20 protein-coding genes are annotated in these 20,567 nt (G+C 66.7%); 14 read left to right on the top strand and 6 right to left on the bottom strand.

What is annotated here, in order from left to right:
* Positions 1-103: 103 nt before the first annotated feature.
* The 3 genes from ACDP63_RS10585 to ACDP63_RS10575 form a co-directional block, all read right to left on the bottom strand.
* The gene (locus ACDP63_RS10585; protein ID WP_024844017.1) at positions 104-1,771 is read right to left on the bottom strand and encodes a SulP family inorganic anion transporter; all 1,668 of its coding nucleotides are present in this window, start codon (positions 1,769-1,771) and stop codon (positions 104-106) included.
* A 67-nt stretch (positions 1,772-1,838) separates the two neighbouring features.
* Complete coding sequence (locus ACDP63_RS10580) at positions 1,839-2,096, bottom strand: helix-turn-helix domain-containing protein (RefSeq protein ID WP_024844016.1); 258 nt, start codon at positions 2,094-2,096, stop codon at positions 1,839-1,841.
* A gap of 139 nt (positions 2,097-2,235) precedes the next feature.
* Entirely contained in the window at positions 2,236-4,260 is a 2,025-nt protein-coding gene (locus ACDP63_RS10575) for a TonB-dependent receptor domain-containing protein (protein ID WP_028709768.1), read from the bottom strand.
* Between the two features lie 258 nt (positions 4,261-4,518).
* Here ACDP63_RS10575 and ACDP63_RS10570 point away from each other — a divergent pair, with 258 nt between their 5' ends.
* From ACDP63_RS10570 to ACDP63_RS10535, 8 genes are all read left to right on the top strand, one after another.
* Entirely contained in the window at positions 4,519-5,133 is a 615-nt protein-coding gene (locus ACDP63_RS10570) for a ribonuclease D (protein ID WP_024844014.1), read from the top strand.
* Positions 5,134-5,143: 10 nt separating this feature from the next.
* Positions 5,144-6,091: an SIS domain-containing protein gene (locus tag ACDP63_RS10565; RefSeq protein WP_024844013.1), complete on the top strand. Its 948-nt coding sequence runs from the start codon at positions 5,144-5,146 to the stop codon at positions 6,089-6,091.
* A gap of 2 nt (positions 6,092-6,093) precedes the next feature.
* Positions 6,094-6,675, top strand: a complete 582-nt coding sequence (locus ACDP63_RS10560; protein WP_024844012.1) for a hypothetical protein — start codon at positions 6,094-6,096, stop codon at positions 6,673-6,675.
* Positions 6,676-6,727: 52 nt separating this feature from the next.
* Positions 6,728-7,213, top strand: coding sequence for a lipopolysaccharide transport periplasmic protein LptA (gene lptA / locus ACDP63_RS10555; RefSeq protein WP_024844011.1), 486 nt, complete (start codon positions 6,728-6,730; stop codon positions 7,211-7,213).
* 4 nt (positions 7,214-7,217) lie between these two features.
* Complete coding sequence (gene lptB, locus ACDP63_RS10550) at positions 7,218-7,952, top strand: LPS export ABC transporter ATP-binding protein (protein ID WP_024844010.1); 735 nt, start codon at positions 7,218-7,220, stop codon at positions 7,950-7,952.
* Positions 7,953-8,114: 162 nt separating this feature from the next.
* Entirely contained in the window at positions 8,115-8,690 is a 576-nt protein-coding gene (gene hpf / locus ACDP63_RS10545; protein ID WP_024844009.1) for a ribosome hibernation-promoting factor, HPF/YfiA family, read from the top strand.
* 82 nt (positions 8,691-8,772) lie between these two features.
* Complete coding sequence (locus ACDP63_RS10540; RefSeq protein WP_024844008.1) at positions 8,773-9,237, top strand: PTS sugar transporter subunit IIA; 465 nt, start codon at positions 8,773-8,775, stop codon at positions 9,235-9,237.
* Between the two features lie 74 nt (positions 9,238-9,311).
* Complete coding sequence (locus tag ACDP63_RS10535; protein WP_024844007.1) at positions 9,312-9,506, top strand: hypothetical protein; 195 nt, start codon at positions 9,312-9,314, stop codon at positions 9,504-9,506.
* A 69-nt stretch (positions 9,507-9,575) separates the two neighbouring features.
* Here ACDP63_RS10535 and ACDP63_RS10530 read toward each other — a convergent pair whose 3' ends face one another.
* Positions 9,576-10,445: a branched-chain amino acid aminotransferase gene (locus tag ACDP63_RS10530; RefSeq protein WP_024844006.1), complete on the bottom strand. Its 870-nt coding sequence runs from the start codon at positions 10,443-10,445 to the stop codon at positions 9,576-9,578.
* Between the two features lie 152 nt (positions 10,446-10,597).
* Here ACDP63_RS10530 and ACDP63_RS10525 point away from each other — a divergent pair, with 152 nt between their 5' ends.
* A complete protein-coding gene (locus ACDP63_RS10525; protein ID WP_024844005.1) occupies positions 10,598-11,116 on the top strand; it encodes a MarR family winged helix-turn-helix transcriptional regulator in 519 nt (172 codons plus the stop codon).
* A complete protein-coding gene (locus tag ACDP63_RS10520) occupies positions 11,113-11,844 on the top strand; it encodes a response regulator (RefSeq protein ID WP_024844004.1) in 732 nt (243 codons plus the stop codon). The genes ACDP63_RS10525 and ACDP63_RS10520 overlap by 4 nt, the downstream gene beginning before the upstream one ends.
* A gap of 153 nt (positions 11,845-11,997) precedes the next feature.
* On the opposite strand, the gene secA is transcribed toward ACDP63_RS10520, so the two are convergent.
* Complete coding sequence (gene secA / locus ACDP63_RS10515) at positions 11,998-14,703, bottom strand: preprotein translocase subunit SecA (protein ID WP_024844003.1); 2,706 nt, start codon at positions 14,701-14,703, stop codon at positions 11,998-12,000.
* A 208-nt stretch (positions 14,704-14,911) separates the two neighbouring features.
* Here secA and ACDP63_RS10510 point away from each other — a divergent pair, with 208 nt between their 5' ends.
* The 4 genes from ACDP63_RS10510 (at position 14,912) to ACDP63_RS10495 (ending at position 17,795) form a co-directional block, all read left to right on the top strand.
* Positions 14,912-15,751 (top strand): peptidylprolyl isomerase, encoded by an 840-nt coding sequence (locus tag ACDP63_RS10510; protein WP_024844002.1) that lies wholly within the window; start codon positions 14,912-14,914, stop codon positions 15,749-15,751.
* A gap of 3 nt (positions 15,752-15,754) precedes the next feature.
* Positions 15,755-17,152, top strand: coding sequence for a bifunctional glutamate N-acetyltransferase/amino-acid acetyltransferase ArgJ (gene argJ / locus ACDP63_RS10505; protein WP_024844001.1), 1,398 nt, complete (start codon positions 15,755-15,757; stop codon positions 17,150-17,152).
* Positions 17,149-17,547, top strand: coding sequence for a (deoxy)nucleoside triphosphate pyrophosphohydrolase (locus ACDP63_RS10500; protein ID WP_024844000.1), 399 nt, complete (start codon positions 17,149-17,151; stop codon positions 17,545-17,547). Before argJ ends, ACDP63_RS10500 begins: the two co-directional genes overlap by 4 nt.
* A gap of 119 nt (positions 17,548-17,666) precedes the next feature.
* The gene (locus ACDP63_RS10495; protein ID WP_024843999.1) at positions 17,667-17,795 is read left to right on the top strand and encodes a hypothetical protein; all 129 of its coding nucleotides are present in this window, start codon (positions 17,667-17,669) and stop codon (positions 17,793-17,795) included.
* Positions 17,796-18,023: 228 nt separating this feature from the next.
* On the opposite strand, the gene infB is transcribed toward ACDP63_RS10495, so the two are convergent.
* Positions 18,024-20,567, bottom strand: a complete 2,544-nt coding sequence (gene infB / locus ACDP63_RS10490) for a translation initiation factor IF-2 (RefSeq protein ID WP_024843998.1) — start codon at positions 20,565-20,567, stop codon at positions 18,024-18,026.

Here is a 20,567-nt window from a genome sequence, read left to right as displayed (position 1 = left end):
GGCGGCCATCGAGCCGCCCTTTTCCGGCCCCCGCTCTCACCGTTGCAAAAATACTCCCGCCGGAGGCATGGCGCCGAAACAGACGCCGCCCGCGCGGAATAGGCTAGGATCCGTGACGCCGGCGCAGCGCCTCCTCGACCGTGGGGGCGTAATGCACCAGCGGACGGCGCAGGCCGTGGGTCAGCAGCACCCGGCGGATGTCGCGGCTGGTGCCGGTCAGCCACAGCGCGATGCCGCGGCGCTGCGCCTTGTGCGCCAGCCCCTCGATCATGTTGGCGCCGGTGGAATCCAGGAAGGGCACGGCGCTGAAATCCACCACCAGCACCCGGAACCCGTCCTGGATGCGATCCAGGACCGAGCCGATCGAGGCCGTGGCGCCGAAAAACAGCGCCCCCGAGATGCGATAGACCACCACATCGCGCGGCTGCGGCTGGTCCGAGCGCGGCTGGGCGCTGTCGGCCGTATCGGCGCCGACCAGCGCCTCGACCCCCACGGCCTGGCTCATGCGCTGGATGAACAGCACCGAGCCGAGCGCCAGCCCGACCACGATGGCCTCGGTCAGGTCGCGGAAGATGGTCAGCCCGAAGGTGACCAGCAGCACCGCCGCCTCGCCCCAGCCCGAGCGCAGCAGGATGGCGATGGCCGGTTTCTCGATCATGTTCCAGGCCACCACCGCCAGCACGCCGGCCAGCGCCGCCAGCGGGATATAAGACGCCAGCGGCGCCGCCAGCAGCATGAAGCCCAGCAGGAACAGCGCATGCAGCATCCCCGCCACCGGCCCATGCGCGCCCGCGCGCACATTGGTCGCCGTCCGCGCGATGGTGCCGGTGACGCAGATGCCGCCGAACAACGCCGAGCCCATATTGGCCACGCCCTGCGCCACCAGCTCGCAATTCGAGCGGTGGCGGCGGCCGGTCATGCCATCCGCGACCACCGCCGACAGCAGCGATTCGATGGCGCCGAGCAGCGTCAGCGAGACCGCTGCGGGCAGCAGCGCCAGCACCTTGTCCAGCGACAGCCCCGGCAGAGCGGGGGCGGGCAGGGAGGACGGAATGCCGCCGAAGCGGCTGCCGATGGTCGCGACATCCGCCCCCGCCGCCGCGGTGAAGCCCGCCGCCAGCGCCACGGCGATCAGCATGCCGGGCCAATGCGGCCGGGTGCGTTTCAGCCCCAGGATCACCGCGACGGTTCCCAGCGCGATCCCCAGGGCCGCGGGGCTGAGGCTGGCGCGGGCCTGCCAGAGGGCGGGGATCTTTTCCACCAGCTCGCCCGGCTCATGGGCCAGCGCCAGCCCGAAGATCTCCTTCAGCTGGCTGGTGAAGATGATGACGGCGATGCCGGCGGTGAAGCCGACCGTCACCGGAAAGGGGATGAACTTGATGAAGGTGCCCAGCCTGAGCAGCCCGATAGCCACCAGCATCAGTCCCGACATGAAGGTCGCCAGGATCAGCCCCGACATGCCGTGCTGCGCCACGATCCCGGCGACCAGCACGATGAAGGCCCCCGCCGGCCCGCCGATCTGGTAGCGCGAGCCGCCAAGCGCCGAGACCAGGAAGCCGCCGATGATGGCGGTATAGAGCCCCTGCGCCGGCGAGGCGCCGGAGGCGATGGCAATGGCCATCGACAGGGGCAGCGCCACGATGGCGACGGTCAGCCCGGCCAGGGCATCGGCGCGCAGCTCGGCCGCGCCATAGCCCTCGCGCAGGACGGTGATCAGTTTCGGGGTGAACAGCGGCGCAAATCCGGGACTTGCGCTGGCCTGCTGGGTCATCTGGTGCCGCACCTTTGCAAAAGGGGGCGGCGGGATCGTCGGCTTTCGTCGGCGGTCGCCGTCGCGGTTACGTCCTGGGACCGGATTTCAGCCGCACGCCGCGCCCGCCCGAGGGGCTGGCGGCGCCTTCGCCGATCAGCTCGATCCCGGCGGCCTCCAGCGCCTCGACCACGCGGGTCAGGCTTTCGACCACGCCGCGCACATTGCCGTCGCTGGCCTCCATGCGCTGGATGGTGGGAACCGACAGGCCCGAGAGTTCGGCCAGCCGCTTCTGGTCGATGCCAAGAAGGGCCCGTGCCGCACGCATCTGCGCCGAGGTCATCATGCGGTGATTTCCAATCCTTTATGATGGATGCCTAGCATGGCTATCATGATATTTCAAATATCATCTTTGCTTTCTGAGATATAAGGAAAAGGCCCCCGCGAAGGGGGCCTTTCCGGTTCGTGTCCGAGTGGGCAGGAGATCAGAACTTCATCGTCGTGCCCAGTGTGATCGTGCGACCGGGCGCCCAGACCGGCTCGATTCCACCGTTGCGATCATTCGCGGCATAACCCGAACGCTCGTAATAGTTCTTGTCGAACAGGTTATCGACGCTGAGCCGGACTGCCACGTTCTCATATGCCTGGGGCGTCCACTCGGCATAGGCGTTGACCACGGTATAGGACGGCTGCTTGTAGTAGGTTGTCGTGGAGGTCACCCGCTCGTCGATCGAGCCTGCCCACTCCACCGAGGCGCCCAGGACCGTGTTCCATGCCGGCAGTTCGTGATCGACCCAGAGCGTGGCGGTTTCGCCCACCGGCATGAAATAGACGCCGTTGTTGGGCAGGACATCGTCACCATCGCCGGTCACGTCCGCCTTGGTGAAGGAGGCGCCGATCCGGGTATTGCCGAAGTCATAGGTGCCATGCAGGGTGACGCCCTTGCTGCGATATTCCTCGGTGCGGTTGGTCAGCAGGGTCGAGGATTCGTAGCTCAGCAGTCCGTCGATCTTCGTGTCGAAGACCGTGATGCCGGCCTGCCAGGCGTCGCCGTTAAAGTTCGCTCCGACCTTGAGGTTCTTGGCCGTGCCCGTGTCCAAGTTCGGGTCGGTGACGAAGGCGTTGCTGCGGGCATGGACATAGCCGTAATCGCCGATGACGTAGCCCAGCCAGGTGCGCGAAGCACCCGCGAAAACCTCGATACTGTCGTTGACGCGATAGGCGAGGGTGCCATTCACGCTGGCGCCGGAATCGCTGAACCGCTCGCCGTTCCAATCGGTAAAGCGATGCGCGTCGTAGCGCGCGCCGGTCGAAAGGCTGAAGCCGTTCTGGAACTCGAACCGACCCTGGGCGAAGACGCCGATCTGGCTCGTCGAGAAGTTGCGGTAACGACGGTTGTTGTTGCCAGCGCCATAGTTGTCTGTGGCGTAGTCGTGTTGGTTGAAATCGACCCCTGCGGTGATCTTGCCGGTGTTGATCGTAAAGGTGTTCTGCACCTTGCCGCCGAACTGTTCCTCCTCGAAAATTGCGTTGCCGTTATTCGCAGAAACATAGGTCGGGTCACCATTTTCGTCTCTGCGCAGTGTCAGATAATTCGGTCGCCAGTATTCGTATTGGCTGAAGTAAAGCGAAACCTCGGGATCCCACATGTCGGTCGGCTCGGTCGAGGTATAGGTCAGCTTGACCGTGTCACGGCTGACCTTCAGCGGATGAACCTCGTCGCCGGCAAGGCCCATATTCGCCTTGATCAGACGATCGGCCTCGTCACGGCTGCGCTCCAGGCCAAGCTCGATCCGGTGCCCCTCGAACTCATAGCCCAGCTTGGCCAAGACATTGCGCGCCGCAGGTTCGGTGCCCAGTACTTCCTTGCCGTCACCGTTGTCGTAATTGTCGCCGTTCGAGCCGTGGGCCATGATGAACCAGTCGAACCCGCCGCTCCGGCCATAGCCGGCCAGGCTGCCCGAGAAGCCGCGACCATTCGAGCCATAGGAAAGTGCTGCACGGCCGCCGACGTTCTGTCCCGCTTCCAGCAGATCGAGCGCGCCCACCGTCTCGTAGCGCAGCGCACCCGCTGCGGCGGCAAAACCAGAGTCGGCTGCTGCTGCGCCGGCTTCGACTTCGACCGATTTCAGGAAGGCCGGGTCGATCACGTTCGAGCCGGTATGGTGCCAGCTGGTCTGCGCTTGCGGCACGCCGTCCACGGTAACGGCAAGCAGCGATTGCTCGATGCCGAAGACACTGACCTTCTTCGCCGGTCCGCCACCACCCGAGACGGTGATGGAGGATTCGCGCGCGAACAGTTCCGAGACATCGGCGGGCTGCAGCGCCTCGATGTCCTCGGGGGTGACGGAAACGCCGCCGGTCGCCTCGACATTCTCCTGGCCATCGGCGACCAGGGTGATCGGATTGAGGACCACGGTCTCGGCGTTCTGGTTGTCCTGGGCGTAAAGGGCCGTCGCCAGCGCCAGAGAGGACACCCCGGCCAGCGGAAGAATTCGGCGCAATTTCATGGTCATTTGCCTTGAGTCGTTTGGAACTGGCGCGATTTACCGGGCTGCCCGCCATGAACACAAGTATTTTACTCGGAAATTCGGCCTTATCTCAGTAAAACAGTCGGGATTGTTGCGCATCTGCGTCACTTTCCCGGCCGGGCGCGATGTTCCTCGCAGAATGACGGGTCGCGGGATACCGAGATCCGAAGCCGGGGCTGGCGCAGGCGGGGGCATTGGGGTTACAGCAACCCAAACCCGCAGCCCGAGAAGCCACAGATGACCATCACCCTTTATCAAAACGACCTGCCGGACGATCTGGACCTGGGTCCGGTCGTGGCCATCGACACCGAGACGATGGGGCTCGATCCGCGCCGCGACCGGCTGTGCCTGGTGCAGCTGTCCTCGGGCGACGGCAATGCGCATCTGGTGCAGATCGCCCAGGGCCAGCGGCAGGCGCCGAACCTGGTGCGGATGCTGGCCGATCCCCAGGTGCTGAAGCTGTTCCACTTCGGCCGCTTCGACATCGCCGCGCTGGAGGCGGCCTTCGGCGTGGTGACGCAGCCGGTCTGGTGCACCAAGATCGCCAGCAAGATGGTGCGCACCTATACCGACCGGCACGGGCTGAAATACCTGCTTTCGGAACTGGTCGGCGTCGACATCTCCAAGCAGCAGCAGACCAGCGACTGGGGCGCGGCGGATCTGTCCGAGGCGCAGCTGGAATATGCCGCCTCGGACGTGCTGCATCTGCATGCGCTGAAGGCCGAGCTGGAAAAGCGGCTGGCGCGCGAGGGGCGGCTGGACCTGGCGCAGGCCTGTTTCGACTTTCTTCCCACCCGCGCCCATCTGGACCTGCTGGGCTGGGGGGATGAAAACGACATCTTCCATCACTAGGTAGCGGGCCATGAGCGCATATCTCGATACCGCCCGCCGGGTGATCCGCACCGAGGCCGAGGGGCTGGCCCTGCTGGCCGACGGCCTTGGCGACAGCTTCGACCGCGCGGTCGAGACCATCCTGGCCGCGCGCGGCCGCGTGGTCGTGTCCGGCATGGGCAAGTCCGGCCATGTCGGGCGCAAGATCGCGGCCACGCTGGCCTCGACCGGGACGCCGGCGCAATTCGTCCACCCGGCCGAGGCGAGCCATGGCGACCTGGGCATGGTGACGCAGGGCGACGTGGCGCTGGTGCTGTCCAATTCCGGCGAGACGCCGGAACTGGCCGACCTGATCGCCCATACCCGGCGCTTCCAGATCCCGCTGATCGGCGTCGCCGGGCGGGCGCAATCGACGCTGCTGCGCCAGGCCGACGTGGCGCTGGTCCTGCCCCAGGCGCCCGAGGCCTGCGGCACCGGCATCGTGCCCACCACCTCGACCACCATGACCATCGCGCTGGGCGATGCGCTGGCCGTGGCGCTGATGGAGCATCGCCAGTTCACGCCCGAGCATTTCCGCACCTTCCATCCCGGCGGCAAGCTGGGCGCGAAACTGTCGAAAGTGGCCGACCTGATGCACCGCGACATGCCGCTGGTGGCCGAGACCGCGCCCATGGCCGAGGCGCTGCTGACCATCAGCCAGAAAAGCTTCGGCGTGACCGGGGTGACGGATGCCGCGGGGCGGCTGACCGGCATCATCACCGACGGCGACCTGCGGCGGCACATGCAGGGGCTGCTGGACCATAGCGCCGCCGAGGTGATGACCCGCAACCCGCGCACCATCGGCCCCGACCAACTGGCCGAAGCGGCGCTGGCCGAGATGCAGGCCCGCCGCATCACCTGCCTGTTCGTAGTCACGCCCGAAGGGATGCCGGCCGGGCTGATCCATATCCACGACTTCCTGCGCACGGGGCTTGTCTGACGGTGGGCACCCGCTCGCGCATCGTGGCCTGGCTGCAGGTGATCCTGCCGCTGACGGCGCTGGCGATCCTGTCGGTGCTGTTCCTGCTGGGCCGCAAGCCCGACCCCGAGGCGAGCATTCCCTATGCCGATGTGGACCCGCGCGAACTGGCCGAGCGGCAGGCGGTGACCAGCCCGACCTATGCCGGCGTGACCCGCGATGGCGCGCAGCTGAGCATCGCGGCCGCCGAGGCCCGGCCCGGCGACCGCAGCAGCGGCACCCAGGCGCAGGCGGTGCGCCTGACGCTGCGGGCCAGCGACGGGCGGGCGGCGGATGTCAGCGCCGGGGCCGCCTCGATGCGCGACCAGCAGGTCCGGCTGGCCGAGGGGGTGCGCATGACCACCGCCGACGGCTGGGTGCTGACCGCACCGGAACTGTTGGCCTCGACCACCGAAGGCACGCTGCTTTCCGAGGAGGAGGTCAATGTGCTGGCCCCTTTCGGCCGGCTGACGGCGGGGCGGATGGAGTTTCGCCCCTCGGGGGAGGGCAGCGGCGATCACGTTCTTGATTTGAGCGGCGGAGTCCGCTTGATATACCGGCCATGACCCGGCGCCGCCGGCCGCATAGGGGGCCTTCGGGCGCCAGAAAGGAAATCCGATGATCCGGCCCGGACCGCTTTTGCCCGTGATCCTGTCGCTGATGCTGGCGGCGGGCCCGGCGCTGGGGCAGGCCAGGGGCTTTGGCAGCGCCCAGGATATCAAGGAACCGGTCGAGGTCACGGCCGATTCGCTGACGGTCGACCAGAAATCCGGCCAGGCCACGTTTTCGGGCAATGTGCTGATCGGCCAGGGTGCCATGCGGCTTGCGGCGGACAGCGTGACCGTGACCTATGCCCAGGGCGACCAGCGCCGCATCAGCGCCTTGCACGCGCAGGGCAACGTCACCCTGGCCAGCGGCGAGGACGCGGCCGAGGCGCAGGCGGCCGATTACGATGTCGAGACCGGCACCATCGTCCTGACCGGCGACGTGCTGCTGAGCCAGGGCGGCAACCTGCTGGCGGGTGACAAGGTGACGGTGAACCTGGAAAGCGGCACCGCCGAAGCCTCGGGCCGGGTGCGCAGCGTCCTGCAGCCGGAGAACTGACGCCATGGCCGAAAAGCAGGGGCTGCGCGTTCGCGGCCTGCGCAAATCCTATCGCAACCGCCCGGTGATCCGCGACGTGGCGCTGGACCTGGAGCGCGGCGAGGTGGTGGCGCTGCTGGGGCCCAATGGCTCGGGCAAGACCACCTGCTTCTATTGCGTGGCCGGGCTGGTCGCGCCTGATTCGGGCCAGGTGCTGATCGACGGGCAGGACGCGACGCGCCTGCCGATGTATCGCCGCGCCCAGATGGGCATCGGCTACCTGCCGCAGGAGATGTCGATCTTTCGCGGCCTCACGGTCGAGCAGAACATCATGGCCGTCCTGGAACTGGTCGAGCCGCATGTCCACCAGCGCCGCGAGCGGCTGGAGGAGCTGCTGGGCGATTTCTCGATCGGCCATCTGCGCAATGCCTCGGCCATGGCATTGTCGGGGGGCGAGCGGCGCCGGGTCGAGATCGCCCGCTGCCTTGCAGCCGATCCGGCCTATCTGCTTCTGGACGAACCATTCGCCGGCGTCGATCCCATCGCCGTGGGCGAGATCCGCGCCCTGGTCCACGACCTGAAAAGCCGCGGCATCGGCGTGCTGATCACCGATCACAACGTCCGCGAGACGCTGGAAATCGTCGACCGCGCCTATATCCTGCACGACGGCCATGTGCTGAAAGCCGGCACCACGGCCGAGATCGTGGCCGACCCGCAGGTCCGCCGCGTCTACCTGGGCGAAACCTTCCGCATGAACTGAACGCGAGGACGTGACGATCCCTTGCGCGCAGCCGTTGACACCGGGACGTGGCTATCACCAAATGAGGATATGGCCGGGCAGGACGCCGGGCCGAAGAAACCCGGACGGTGCCGCCGCGAGGGCTGTGACGACCAGGCCGGGCAACCGAAAGGACGGACCACCATGCGCTATCAGATCAGCGGAAAACAGATCGACGTGGGCGATGCGCTTTCGACTCATGTCAAGACCGAACTCGGTGCCACCGTTGAGAAATATTCGCAACGCCCGACGGATGCGACGGTGATCTTTTCCCGCAACGCGCATGAATTCATCTGCGATGCCGTGGTGCATCTCTCGACCGGGCTGACCGCCCAGGCCAAGGGCGGGGCCACCGACATCTATGCGGCCTTCGAGCAATGCCGCGAACGGATGGACAAGCAACTGCGCCGCTACAAGCGCCGGCTCAAGGACCACTACAAGGACCGGACCCAGCCGGTTGAATTCGAGCAGGCGGGAATGTATGTGCTGGCCGCCGATGAGGACGAATGGGAAACGCAGGCCGACGGCCTGCAACCCATGATCATTGCCGAGATGGAGACCCGCGTGCCCACCCTGTCGGTCGGCGACGCGGTGATGCAGATGGAACTGTCCGGCAGCCCGCTGCTGGTCTTCCGCAACGAGAAACATGGGGGCGTGAACGTGGTTCACCGCCGCGACGACGGCAACGTGGGCTGGATCGACCCCCGCAACCTGGGCTAGACTGACACAGAAGGGCAGTCTTGTTGAACCAAACGTCCCGGCCGCGCAGCCCGCGGCCGGGCCTTGACAATTTTCGGGCGACATGCAGATCAGCGACATTCTCTCCCCCGCCGCCGTGCGGACGATGAGCCAGACCACCAGCAAGAAACGGTTGTTCCAGGAAATTGCCGAACAGGCGCGGGCCGTCTATGGCGTGGACGCCGCGCAGACGCTGGACGCGCTGCAAGAGCGCGAGACCCTGGGCCCCACCGGGGTCGGCCATGGCGTCGCGCTGCCCCATGCCCGGCTGCACGGGCTTGAGCATGTGGTCGGCCTGTTCCTGCGGCTGGAAAAGCCGCTGGATTTCGACGCGGTGGACCGCCAGCCGGTGGACCTGATCTTTGCGCTGCTGGCGCCCAAGAATTCGGGCGTCGATCACCTCAAGGCTCTGGCGCTGGTCTCGCGCACGCTGCGCGACCAGGATCTGCGCGCCAAGCTGCGCGCCAACGAGGATCCGGTGGCGCTGCACGCCATGCTGGCCGCTGCCCCCGGCATCAAGGCGGCCTAGGGTCGCAGCCCTGTCCGCAAGGGGTGAAATGCCGCCGCATCCGCGCTATACTCCCGCGCGGGAGGAAGACCGACATGACCAGACATATCGCAGACCGCAGTCACGAAAGCAGTTCCGGCCGCACGCAATACTATACGCGGCAGGAACGCGAATCCGGCCTTCACCCGGCCATCGCCGCCCTGCGCATGCGGCCCCGTATCCGCAACAGCGAAGAGGCGAATCGCCGCGCCGCCGAATTTGCCCGGATCGAGCGCGGCCATCGGGTCTGATCCCGGCCCCGGCAATGCGAACCCGGCCGGGCGCTGCCGCCCGGCCGGGTTTCCATTTCGGTCCAGCGATCAGCTGCGGACCAGCTTTTCGTAATCCTCGGCGATCTTGCGGGTGGTGCCGCCGACCTGGAAATGCCAGTCGCCGATCTGCCCGACCGGCGTCACCTCGGCCGCGGTGCCGGTCAGGAAGCATTCCTGGAAATCCGCCAGCTCCTCGGGCTTGATCCGGCGTTCATGCACGGCGGTGCCGTTGTCCTTGAGCATCTGGATGACCGTCTGCCGGGTGATGCCGTTCAGGAAGCGGTCGGCCAGCGGCGTATGCACCTCGCCGTCCTTGACGAAGAAGATATTGGCGCCGGTGGCCTCGGCGACATAGCCCTCCCAGTCCATGAACAGCGCGTCCGAGCAGCCCTTTTCCTCGGCGGCGTGCTTGGACATGGTGCAGATCATGTAAAGCCCGGCGGCCTTGGCGGCGGTGGGGATGGTCTCGGGGCTGGGCCGCTTCCACTTAGCGATGTCGAGCTTGGCGCCCTGCCATTTCGCATCGCCGTAATAGCTGCCCCATTCCCAGGCGGCGACGGCCATGCGCACCGGGTTGCGGCGCGCCGAAACCCCCATGTCCTCGCCCGAGCCGCGCCACATCACCGCGCGGACATAGGCGTCCTTGAAGCCGTTGGCCTCCAGCACGGCGGTTTTCGCCGCGTCGATCTCCTCGGCGGTATAGGGCGACTGCATGTCCAGAAGCCGGGCCGATTCGATCAGCCGCAGCGAATGCTCGTGTCCCTTGAAGATCTTGCCGCTGTAGCAGCGCTCGCCCTCGAAGACCGAGCTGGCGTAATGCAGCGCATGGGTCAGGATGTGGACATTCGCCTCGCGCCACTCCACCAGCTTGCCATCCATCCAGATCTTGCCGTCACGATCGTCATATGCGCCCGCCATTTTTCCCTCCGGCCGGTTCTGTTTGCGGAATGTTGCGCCGTCAGAGCATGTCTGGCAAAGAAAATTGCGCAACTTGAGGTCTGGGCTATCCATTCATGGTTGGAAAGTCAACAAGCCTGACGTAATAAGGGCCACGCAGCGAAGGGAAGGCCATGCAGAACAAGGTGAATGTCGCGCCGGCAGGCGGGGAAAGCCTGCTGTTCCTGACCGATGACCAGCTTCGCCGCGGCATCGAGGCGATGTTCTTCGCCTATCGCGCCTTTACCGCCGATCCCGACCTGATTCTGGCCGAGCTGGATTACGGCCGCGCCCATCACCGGGCGATCCATTTCATCCATCGCGAGCCGGGCCTGACGGTGACGGCGCTGCTGGACGTGCTGGGTGTGACCAAGCAATCGCTGAACCGGGTCTTGCGCACGCTGATCGAGGACGGGCTGGTCGAAAGCCGCATCGGCCGCCGCGACCGGCGCGAGCGCCAGCTCTACCTGACCGACAAGGGCGCGGCGCTGGAACGCCGTCTGTCCGAGGCGCAGCGCGCCCGCATGCGCGCCGCCTATCGCGCCGCCGGACCGCAGGCGGTGGCGGGCTTCCGGCAGGTGCTGGAGGCGATGATGGACCGCGACACGCTGCGCCAGTATCGTGCGCTGAAAGAACTGCCCGAGTCGCCATGACCGCTCCCGATCCTGCTTCCGATCCGCAGCCCGCCGCCCATATCTTGGTCGTCGACGACGACGAACGCATCCGCAGCCTGCTGCGCCGCTTCCTGATGCGCAACGGTTTCCTGGTGACCACGGCGCGCGACGCCGCCCATGCCCGGCGCCTGCTTGACGGGCTGGATTTCGACCTGATCGTGCTCGACGTGATGATGCCGGGCGAGGACGGGTTCTCGCTGACCCGCGACCTGCGCCGGCGCATGACCACGCCGATCCTGCTGCTGACCGCCAAGGGCGAGACGGGCGACCGCATCGAGGGGCTGGAAAGCGGCGCCGACGATTACCTGCCGAAACCCTTCGAGCCGCGCGAGCTGCTCTTGCGCATCGCCGCCATCCTGCGCCGTATCCCGGCGACCGAACCCAAGGGGCCGAAGTTCCTGTCGCTGGGGCCCCTGCGCTACGATGCCGACAAGGGCGAACTGTGGCAGGGCGATGCGCCGCTGCGCCTGACGGGAACCGAGCAGGCGCTGCTCAGGCGCCTTGCCGACACGCCGCGCCAGCCGGTCAGCCGCGGCGCGCTGATCGAGGATCTGGGCCGCAGCCCGTCGGAGGAGGCGGGCGAGAATTCGGAACGCGCCATCGACGTGCAGATCACCCGCCTGCGCCGCAAGATCGAGCCCGATCCCAAGGAGCCGCGCTACCTGCAGACCGTGCGCGGAACCGGCTACATGCTGGTGCCGGATTAGCGGCGCCTGGTCGGCTGCTCCGTTGCGATATGAGTATTTGAGAAACGGTGAAAGCCCAAGCGGTGCGCCCGGCTCTTCACCGTTTTCCAAATACCCATGCCGGGCCGGCCATCTTCGCGGCGGGATGAAGAAGGGGGCCCGAAGGCCCCCAAATCACGCCAGCGCGCCGTGGCAGTGCTTGAACTTCTTGCCCGAGCCGCAGGGGCAGGGATCGTTGCGCGACGGGTTGCCCCAAGTGGTGGGATCGGTCTCGTCGAAGCCGGCGACCCGGCCCGAGACCTCGCCGCCCTCGGCTTCCTCGTGTTCGGGGTGCATCTGCGCCTCGACCGCCGCCTGTTGCTGCTGGTATTCGCGCAGCATCTGCTCGCGCTCGGCATCGGTCAGCGGGCGGATGCGGGCCAGTTGCTGGGTCACGTCGAAGCGCAGCCCGTCCAGCATGGTCTCGAACAGCTGGAAGGCCTCGGTCTTGTATTCCGATAGCGGGTCGCGCTGCGCATAGCCGCGGAAGCCCACGACCGAGCGCAGATGCTCCAGCGTCACCAGATGCTCGCGCCACTTGCTGTCGATCTGTTGCAGCAGCACCTGCTTTTCGATCTGGCGCATGTTCTCGGAGCCGAATTGCTCGGCCTTCTGCGCCATATAGGCATCGGTGGCCTGCTGGATGCGTTCGCGGATCCCGTCCTGGTCCACGCCGTCCTCGGCCGCCCAATCGGCGACGGGCAGGTCCATGTTCAGCTTGTCGACCACCGCGTCATGCAGGCCCTGGACGTCCCATTGCTCGGCATAGGCGCGGGGTGGCAGATGCCGGTCGACCAGGTCGTCGATCACCTGCGCGCGCATGTCGGCGGCGATGTCCCCGACCTCGTCGGTATGCATGATTTCCAGGCGCTGGCTGAAGATCGCCTTGCGCTGGTCGTTCATCACGTCGTCGAATTTCAGCAATTGCTTGCGGATGTCGAAGTTGCGGCCCTCGACCTTGGCCTGGGCGCGTTCCAGCGACTTGTTGACCCAGGGGTGGACGATGGCCTCGCCATCCTTCATGCCCAGCGTCGACAGCACCTTGTCCAGCCGTTCCGAGCCGAAGATGCGCATCAGGTCGTCTTCCAGCGACAGGAAGAACAGCGAGCGGCCGGGGTCGCCCTGGCGGCCCGAGCGGCCGCGCAGCTGGTTGTCGATGCGGCGGCTTTCGTGGCGCTCGGTCGCCAGCACGAAAAGGCCGCCGGCATCCAGCACCGCCTGCTTCTCGGCGGCGTGCTCGGCCTCGATGCGGGCGCGGACCTCATCGGGGTTCGCCTCGGGATCGGCGGCCAGCGCCTCCATCACCTTCATCTCGACATTGCCGCCCAGCTGGATGTCGGTGCCGCGGCCGGCCATGTTGGTGGCGATGGTCACGGCGCCGAGCTTGCCGGCGTCGGCGACGATCTTGGCCTCCTGCTCGTGCTGGCGGGCGTTCAGCACGTTGTGCTGGATGCCTTCCTTGCTCAGCATCTGCGACAGCATCTCGGATTTCTCGATGCTCGTCGTGCCGACCAGGATCGGCTGGCCCTTGGCATGGGCTTCCTTGATCGCCTCGATCACGGCGGCGTATTTCTCGGTCGCGGTGCGATAGACGCGGTCATGCTCGTCGATGCGCTGTACCGGGCGGTTGGTCGGCACCTCGACCACGCCGAGCTTGTAGATTTCCGCGAATTCCTCGGCCTCGGTGGCGGCGGTGCCGGTCATGCCCGAGAGCTTGTCGTAGAGCCGGAAATAGTTCTGGAAGGTGACGGAAGCCAGCGTCACGTTCTCGGGCTGGATGGCGACGCCTTCCTTGGCCTCGATGGCCTGGTGCAACCCGTCCGACAGTCGGCGGCCCTTCATCATCCGGCCGGTGAATTCGTCGATCAGCACCACCTCGTCGTCGCGCACGATATAATGCTGGTCGCGCATGAACAGCTTGTGCGCCCGCATCGCCTGATTGGCGTGGTGGACGATGGTGGTCGATTCGGGGTCGTAAAGCGTCTGGCCCTCGGGCAGCACGCCCGCCGCCTGCAGGCGCTTTTCCAGGAATTCGTTGCCTTCCTCGGTAAAGGTGGCGTTGCGGGTCTTTTCGTCCAGCTTGTAATGCTCGGGCGCGAGTTCGGGCATGAAGGCGTCGAGCGTCTTGTAAAGCGCGCTGCGGTCCTGGCTGGGCCCCGAGATGATCAGCGGCGTGCGCGCCTCGTCGATCAGGATCGAGTCGACCTCGTCCACGATGGCAAAGAAATGCCCGCGCTGGGTCATCTGCTCGATCGAGCCCTTCATGTTGTCGCGCAGGTAGTCGAAGCCCAGCTCGTTATTGGTGGCATAGGTCACGTCGGCCCGATAGGCCTCGCGCTTTTCCTCGTCCGGCTGGAAGGGATAGACGACGCCGGTGGTCATGCCGAGCTGCGCAAAGACCTTGCCCATCCAATGCGCGTCGCGTTTCGCCAGGTAGTCGTTGACGGTGACGACATGCACGCCCTTGCCCGCTAAGGCATTCAGATAGGCCGGGAAGGTCGCGACCAGGGTCTTGCCCTCGCCGGTCTTCATCTCGGCGATATTGCCCTGGTGCAGGAAGACGCCGCCCATCAGCTGCGTGTCGAAGGCGCGCAGGCCAAGCGCGCGGCGCGCCGCCTCGCGGCAATTGGCAAAGGCCTCGGGCAGAAGCTTGTCCAGATCCTCGCCTGCCTGCGCGCGGCCCTGCAATTCGCGGGTCTTGCCGATCAGTTCCGCATCGGAGAGGGCGCGGAACTGTTCCTCCAGCGCGTTGATCTGGGCCACCAGCGGCCGGACCGATTTCACCTTGCGGTCGTTGGGCGTGCCAAAGACCAGTTTCGCCAAGTTTCCGATGCCGAGCATATGAACCTTCAAAATCGCGTATCTGGGGGTGCGCGGGACGTTCCGCCCACTTGCCGGCACCATTCGCCTTGCCCTATCACTTGGGCCGGAAAAACGGCGACGGGCGCGCATTTTCGGTTGCGCCGGATGTATGCCCCGGCCGGCCCACTGTCAACGCTTGCGCCCGTTCACCTCTGCGTGGACGCGCCGTCCCATGAAGGGGAAACCTATGCTGAAACCGCTTCTTGCCGTCTCCGTGCTGCTTTCGGGGACCGTCTCGGCCCTGCCCGTGCTGGCGCAGGATGCCGATACGGTCGTCGCCACCGTCAATGGCGAGGCGATCACGCTGGGCCAGATGGTCGCCATGCGGCAGGGGCTGGACGCGCAGGCGACCCAGGGCCTGCCGGATACGGCACTGTGGGATCTGATGCTGGACCAGATGATCCGCCAGACCGCCGTGGCCCAGGCGGCCGAGCCGCTGAGCAAGCGCGATACCGTGGCGCTGGAGATCGAGAAGCGCGCCTATCTGGCCGGCTCGGTGCTGGAAAAGATCGCCGCGGCCGAGCCGGACGAGGCCGAGCTGAAAGCCGCCTATGACCAGGCCTTCGGCGGCCAGGCCGAACCCGGGGTCGAATACAATGCCGCCCATATCCTGGTGAAGACCAGGGAGGAGGCCGAGGCCATCGCCAAGCAACTGGCCGAGGGCGCCGATTTCGGCGTGCTGGCCGAGGAGAAATCGACCGACAATTCCGGCCCGAACAAGGGCGACCTGGGCTGGTTCCAGCCCGAGCAGATGGTCGCGCCCTTTGCCGAAGCCGTGAAGGCGCTGGAAAAGGGCCAGGTCTCGGAACCGGTCGAGACCCAGTTCGGCTGGCATGTCATCAAGCTGAACGACACGCGCGAGGTCACGCCCCCCGCCTTCGACGAGATCAAGGAGCAGCTGGCCGTGCAGGTCCGTCGTGACAAGGTGCAGGCCGAGATCGAAAAGCGCGTCTCCGAAGCCAAGGTCGAAAAGACCGAAGGGCTCGCCCCCGACCTGCTGAACAAGACCGACATCCTGGGAGAGTGAGCGATGGCCAAGACGGATGACAAGAAGTCCCGGCTTTCCGATGCCGAAAAGCTGAAGGCGCTGAAGAAGAAGCTGAAAAAGCTGAAGGCGGCGCTGAAGGAAACCGCTGCCGGCCTCGAGGCACGGGCCGAGGCGGCGGTGGCGGCGGCGGTGAAGCCCAAGAACCCGGTCTCGCCGCTGGCGCCGGCGCGCTTTCCCGACCTGCCGGTGATCGAGGGGGCCGAGTTCGCCTCGGGCGCGGCGGGGGTGAAATACCAGGGCCGTACCGATGTCATGCTGGTCCGGCTGGCACCGGGCACGGCCATCGCCGGCGCCTTCACCAAATCCTCGACCCGTGCGGCCAGCGTGCTGGACTGCCAGGCCAAGCTGGCGCTGAAGCAGGACACCGCCCAGGGCGCGGCGATCATCGTGAACTCGGGCAATGCCAATGCCTTCACCGGCAAGAACGGGCAGGAGGCGGTGGATGCCGTCACCGGCGGCGTCGCCAAGGCGCTTGGGGTGCCGCGCGAGCGGGTGTTTTCCTCCTCGACCGGGGTGATCGGCGAGCCGCTGCCGGCCGAGCGCATCACCGCGGTGATCGGCGATCTGGCCGCCAACCTGGATGCGGCCGGCGCGGCCGGCGCGGCACGCGCCATCATGACCACCGACACCTTTCCGAAAGGCGCGGCGGCCAGCTTCGAGGGCGACGGGGGCACCATCAACATCACCGGCATCGCCAAGGGCTCGGGCATGATCGCGCCCGACATGGCGACGATGTTGGTCTATGTCTTTACCGATGCGCAAATCGCGCCGGCGCTGCTGCAGCGCATGCTGTCGGCGCGCATGGACCAGACCTTCAACGCCATTACCGTGGACAGCGACACCTCGACCTCGGATGCGCTGATCCTGGCAGCGACCGGCAAGTCCAAGGCGGCGCCGATCACTGACCTGCGCTCGGCCCCGGCGCGGGCCTTCGGCAAGGCGTTGTCGCAGGTGATGCTGGATCTGGCGCAGCAGGTGGTCAAGGACGGCGAGGGCGCGACGAAATTCGTCGAGGTGCAGGTGACGGGGGCCACCAGCGATGCCGACGCGCATCGCGTCGCCATGGCCATCGCCAATTCGCCGCTGGTCAAGACCGCCATCGCCGGCGAGGACGCGAACTGGGGCCGCGTGGTCATGGCGGTCGGCAAGTCCGGGGCCGAGGCCGACCGCGACCGGCTGACCATCCGCTTCGGCGACATGGTGCTGGCCGAGAACGGCTGGCGCGCGCCCGGCTATGACGAGGGGCAGGCCAGCGCCTATATGAAGCGCGACCATCTGGTGATCGGCGTCGACCTGGGGCTGGGCAGGGGCCGGCGCACGGTCTGGACCTGCGACCTGACGCATCGCTACATCGACATCAACGCCGATTACCGCTCATGAAGACGGTGCTTGTCGCGGCCGTCGCGCTGATCGACGCAGACGGCCGCGTGTTGCTGGCGCAGCGCCCCGAGGGCAAGTCCCTCGCGGGCCTGTGGGAGTTTCCGGGCGGGAAGGTCGAGCCGGGCGAGACGCCCGAGGCCGCGCTGATCCGCGAATTGCACGAGGAGCTGGGGATCGAGACCTGGCGCTCGTGCCTGGCGCCGCTGACCTTCGCCAGCCATGCCTATGAGGAGTTTCACCTGCTGATGCCGCTGTTCGCCTGCCGGCGCTGGCAAGGCGTGCCGGTGCCGCAGGAAGGGCAGAACCTGGCCTGGGCCCGTGCCGCAGAATTGAGCAAATATCCCATGCCGCCGGCGGATCTGCCGCTGATTCCGATCCTGCGCGACTGGATATGAGACATATCGGTCACGCTGGTTCCGGCTTTATCGTCCATCTGCCTGAGTCTGCGACATTCCCGGTTAACATTTGACGATTTTGCGACAATTCTGAAATCCTGTAGAGGAGGAGATCGGACATGATTCGCACGATCACGATCGGCAGTTGCATTTCGGTCCAGGGGATCTTTGAACGGCAGCAGGCGAACGGGAACATCGTGGTCCGAGTAGGCAGCAAGACCTATGAGGGCAAGCCCGTCCTGACCTGAGGCGACAGCAACGTGTCCATGATCGCGGAACGGGGCCCCTTTGCGGGCCCCGTTCTGTTTTTCGCTTGCCCTGTCGCCGGCCTCCGGCGGGGGTATTGGGGAAACGGAGAAGGCGGCGCACGCAAGGCGTCGGCGTTGCCATGTCGGCAGGTGGGCGTTCCTGCCGGGGTCCGGGCATGAAAAAGGGCGGACCCGCAGGCCCGCCCCCTTTGCCGCTGTCCGCGGGGATCACAGCTGGCGCTGCACTTCCTCGCGCTCGAAGATCTCGATGACATCGCCCTTGCGGATGTCGTCGTAATTCTCGAAGGCCATGCCGCATTCCTGGCCGGATTGCACTTCCTTGACCTCGTCCTTGAAGCGCTTGAGCGTCTTCAGCGTGCCTTCGTGGATCACCACGTTGTCGCGCAGCAGGCGCACGCCGGCCGAGCGACGCGCCACGCCCTCGGTCACGAGGCAGCCGGCGACATTGCCGACGCCCGAGACGCGGAAGACTTCCTTGATTTCGGCATAGCCGATGAAGTTCTCGCGCACCTCTGCGGAAAGCAGGCCCGAGGCCGCCGCCTTGATGTCATCCACCAGGTCGTAGATGATCGAGTAATAGCGGATCTCGACCCCTTTCTGGTTGGCGGCGTTCCGCGCCGGGGCATTGGCCCGGACGTTGAAGCCGATGACCGGCGCCTGGCTGGCCTCGGCCAGGCCGACATCCGATTCGGTGATCGCGCCGACGCCGTAATGCAGCACGCGGACGCGCACCTCGTCGTTGCCGATCTTTTCCAGCGCCTGGACGATGGCCTCGGCCGAGCCCTGCACGTCGGCCTTGATGACCACCGGCAGTTCGGCGACGCTCTCGTCCGCCTTGGCCTTGGCGAGCATCTGGTCCAGCGTGATCGCGGCACCGGCGGCGGCGCGCTTGTCCTTGGCGGCCTGGATGCGGTAATCCGCGATCTCGCGCGCCTGCGCCTCGGTCTCGACCACGTTCAGCACGTCGCCGGCCTCGGGCGTGCCGTTCAGCCCCAGCACCTCGACCGGGACCGAGGGGCCGGCAGTGTCGATGCGGTCGCCCTTGTCGTTGATCAGCGCGCGGACCTTGCCCCATTGCTCGCCGACGACGAAGATGTCGCCGCGCTTCAGCGTGCCGTTCTGCACCAGCACGGTCGCGACCGGACCGCGGCCCACGTCCAGCTTGGCCTCGATCACCGCGCCCTGGGCCGGGCGGTCGGGATTGGCCTTCAGTTCCAGGATCTCGGCCTGCAGCGCGATGGCCTCCAGCAGCTCGTCCAGGCCCTGGCCGGTCTTGGCAGAGACCTCGACGTCCTGCACCTCGCCCGACATGGCCTCGACCACCACCTCGTGCTGCAACAGGTCGGTGCGCACCTTCTGCGGGTTCGCATCCGGCTTGTCGACCTTGTTGATCGCCACGATCATCGGCACATTGGCGGCCTTGGCGTGGTTGATCGCCTCGACCGTCTGCGGCATGACCGCGTCATCGGCGGCGACCACCAGCACGACGATATCCGTCACCTGCGCGCCGCGGGCCCGCATCGAGGTGAAGGCCGCGTGGCCGGGCGTGTCGAGGAAGGTCAGCAGCGCCCCGTTCGACGCCTTCACCTGATAGGCGCCGATATGCTGGGTGATGCCGCCGGCCTCGCCCGAGACGACATTGGCATGACGAATCGCGTCCAGAAGCGAGGTCTTGCCGTGGTCCACATGGCCCATGATGGTGATCACCGGCGGGCGCGGCTTCAGATCTTCGGGCCGGTCCTCGACCTGGTCGATCACCTGCTCGACATCCGCATCCGAGACGCGCACGGCGCGATGGCCGAATTCGTCGATCACCAGTTCGGCGGTATCGGCGTCGATGGACTGGTTCGCCGTGACCATCATGCCCATGCGCATCAGCGACTTGATGACGTCCGGCGTGCGCTCGGCCATGCGGTTGGCCAGTTCCGAGACCACGATGGTCTCGGGCAGCTGCACGTCGCGCACCTGCTTTTCGGCGCGCTGGTGGCCGCCCATGGCCTTTTGCCGGGCTTTTTCCTGCTTGCGCTTCATCGCGGCCAGGCTGCGCTGGCGCCCGCCTTCGCCGTCCAGCGCCTGCGACAGCGACAGCTTGCCGGTGCGGCGGCTGTCCTCGCGGCCCTTGTTGCGGCTGTCGCGGTCGTCGGCGGGGCCGCGGGTGTCGCGGTCGCGGTCGGTCTTGCGCGGGCCGGCGGCGCTGACGCCCTTGGTCTCGGCGCGCACGGCGGCCGCCTCGGCGGCGGCGCGGTCGGCAGGGGTCGCCGGACGCGCATCGGCCTTGGGCTTGGCGATCTCGGCCTTCTTCTTTTCGCGCAGCTCGGCTTCGCGGGCGCGGCGCGCATCTTCCTCGGCCTTCAGCCGCAGGGCTTCCTCGCGTTCGCGTTCCTCGCGCTCCTTGGCCTCGGCTTCAAGCCGGCGGCGTTCGCGCTCTTCCTCGCGGGCCTTTTCCTCGGCGACGCGCTGCGCGGCTTCCTCGACCTCGCGGGCCTTGGCGGCCTTCAGCGCGGCCAGGCGCCGTTCCATCTCGGCATCCGAGATGCCGGCGGGACGCTTCGACGGGTCGCCCGACACGGCCGAGGGCGAGCCCGAGCGCCCGCCACCGGCCGCGCCGCCGGCCTTGCCGGGCACGACCACGCGCTTGCGCTTGGTCTCGACGACCACGTTATGGGTCCGGCCGTGGCTGAAGCTTTGCTTCACATGGCCCGAACGGCCGCCACCAAGACCCAGGGGTTTCTTTCCGTCAGTATCGCTCAT

Origin of the sequence: Paracoccus sp. P2, from assembly GCF_046335115.1 — a bacterium.
Lineage (GTDB): Bacteria > Pseudomonadota > Alphaproteobacteria > Rhodobacterales > Rhodobacteraceae > Paracoccus > Paracoccus pantotrophus.
This window is presented reverse-complemented; position numbering and strand designations above follow the sequence as displayed.

Coding starts and splice junctions, on each gene's coding strand:
- ACDP63_RS10585 (WP_024844017.1), bottom strand. CDS start 1,771: ATGACCCAGCAGGCCAGCGCAAGTCCCGGATTTGCGCCGCTGTTCACC.
- ACDP63_RS10580 (WP_024844016.1), bottom strand. CDS start 2,096: ATGATGACCTCGGCGCAGATGCGTGCGGCACGGGCCCTTCTTGGCATC.
- ACDP63_RS10575 (WP_028709768.1), bottom strand. CDS start 4,260: ATGAAATTGCGCCGAATTCTTCCGCTGGCCGGGGTGTCCTCTCTGGCG.
- ACDP63_RS10570 (WP_024844014.1), top strand. CDS start 4,519: ATGACCATCACCCTTTATCAAAACGACCTGCCGGACGATCTGGACCTG.
- ACDP63_RS10565 (WP_024844013.1), top strand. CDS start 5,144: ATGAGCGCATATCTCGATACCGCCCGCCGGGTGATCCGCACCGAGGCC.
- lptA (WP_024844011.1), top strand. CDS start 6,728: ATGATCCGGCCCGGACCGCTTTTGCCCGTGATCCTGTCGCTGATGCTG.
- lptB (WP_024844010.1), top strand. CDS start 7,218: ATGGCCGAAAAGCAGGGGCTGCGCGTTCGCGGCCTGCGCAAATCCTAT.
- hpf (WP_024844009.1), top strand. CDS start 8,115: ATGCGCTATCAGATCAGCGGAAAACAGATCGACGTGGGCGATGCGCTT.
- ACDP63_RS10540 (WP_024844008.1), top strand. CDS start 8,773: ATGCAGATCAGCGACATTCTCTCCCCCGCCGCCGTGCGGACGATGAGC.
- ACDP63_RS10535 (WP_024844007.1), top strand. CDS start 9,312: ATGACCAGACATATCGCAGACCGCAGTCACGAAAGCAGTTCCGGCCGC.
- ACDP63_RS10530 (WP_024844006.1), bottom strand. CDS start 10,445: ATGGCGGGCGCATATGACGATCGTGACGGCAAGATCTGGATGGATGGC.
- ACDP63_RS10525 (WP_024844005.1), top strand. CDS start 10,598: ATGCAGAACAAGGTGAATGTCGCGCCGGCAGGCGGGGAAAGCCTGCTG.
- ACDP63_RS10520 (WP_024844004.1), top strand. CDS start 11,113: ATGACCGCTCCCGATCCTGCTTCCGATCCGCAGCCCGCCGCCCATATC.
- secA (WP_024844003.1), bottom strand. CDS start 14,703: ATGCTCGGCATCGGAAACTTGGCGAAACTGGTCTTTGGCACGCCCAAC.
- ACDP63_RS10510 (WP_024844002.1), top strand. CDS start 14,912: ATGCTGAAACCGCTTCTTGCCGTCTCCGTGCTGCTTTCGGGGACCGTC.
- argJ (WP_024844001.1), top strand. CDS start 15,755: ATGGCCAAGACGGATGACAAGAAGTCCCGGCTTTCCGATGCCGAAAAG.
- ACDP63_RS10500 (WP_024844000.1), top strand. CDS start 17,149: ATGAAGACGGTGCTTGTCGCGGCCGTCGCGCTGATCGACGCAGACGGC.
- ACDP63_RS10495 (WP_024843999.1), top strand. CDS start 17,667: ATGATTCGCACGATCACGATCGGCAGTTGCATTTCGGTCCAGGGGATC.
- infB (WP_024843998.1), bottom strand. CDS start 20,567: ATGAGCGATACTGACGGAAAGAAACCCCTGGGTCTTGGTGGCGGCCGT.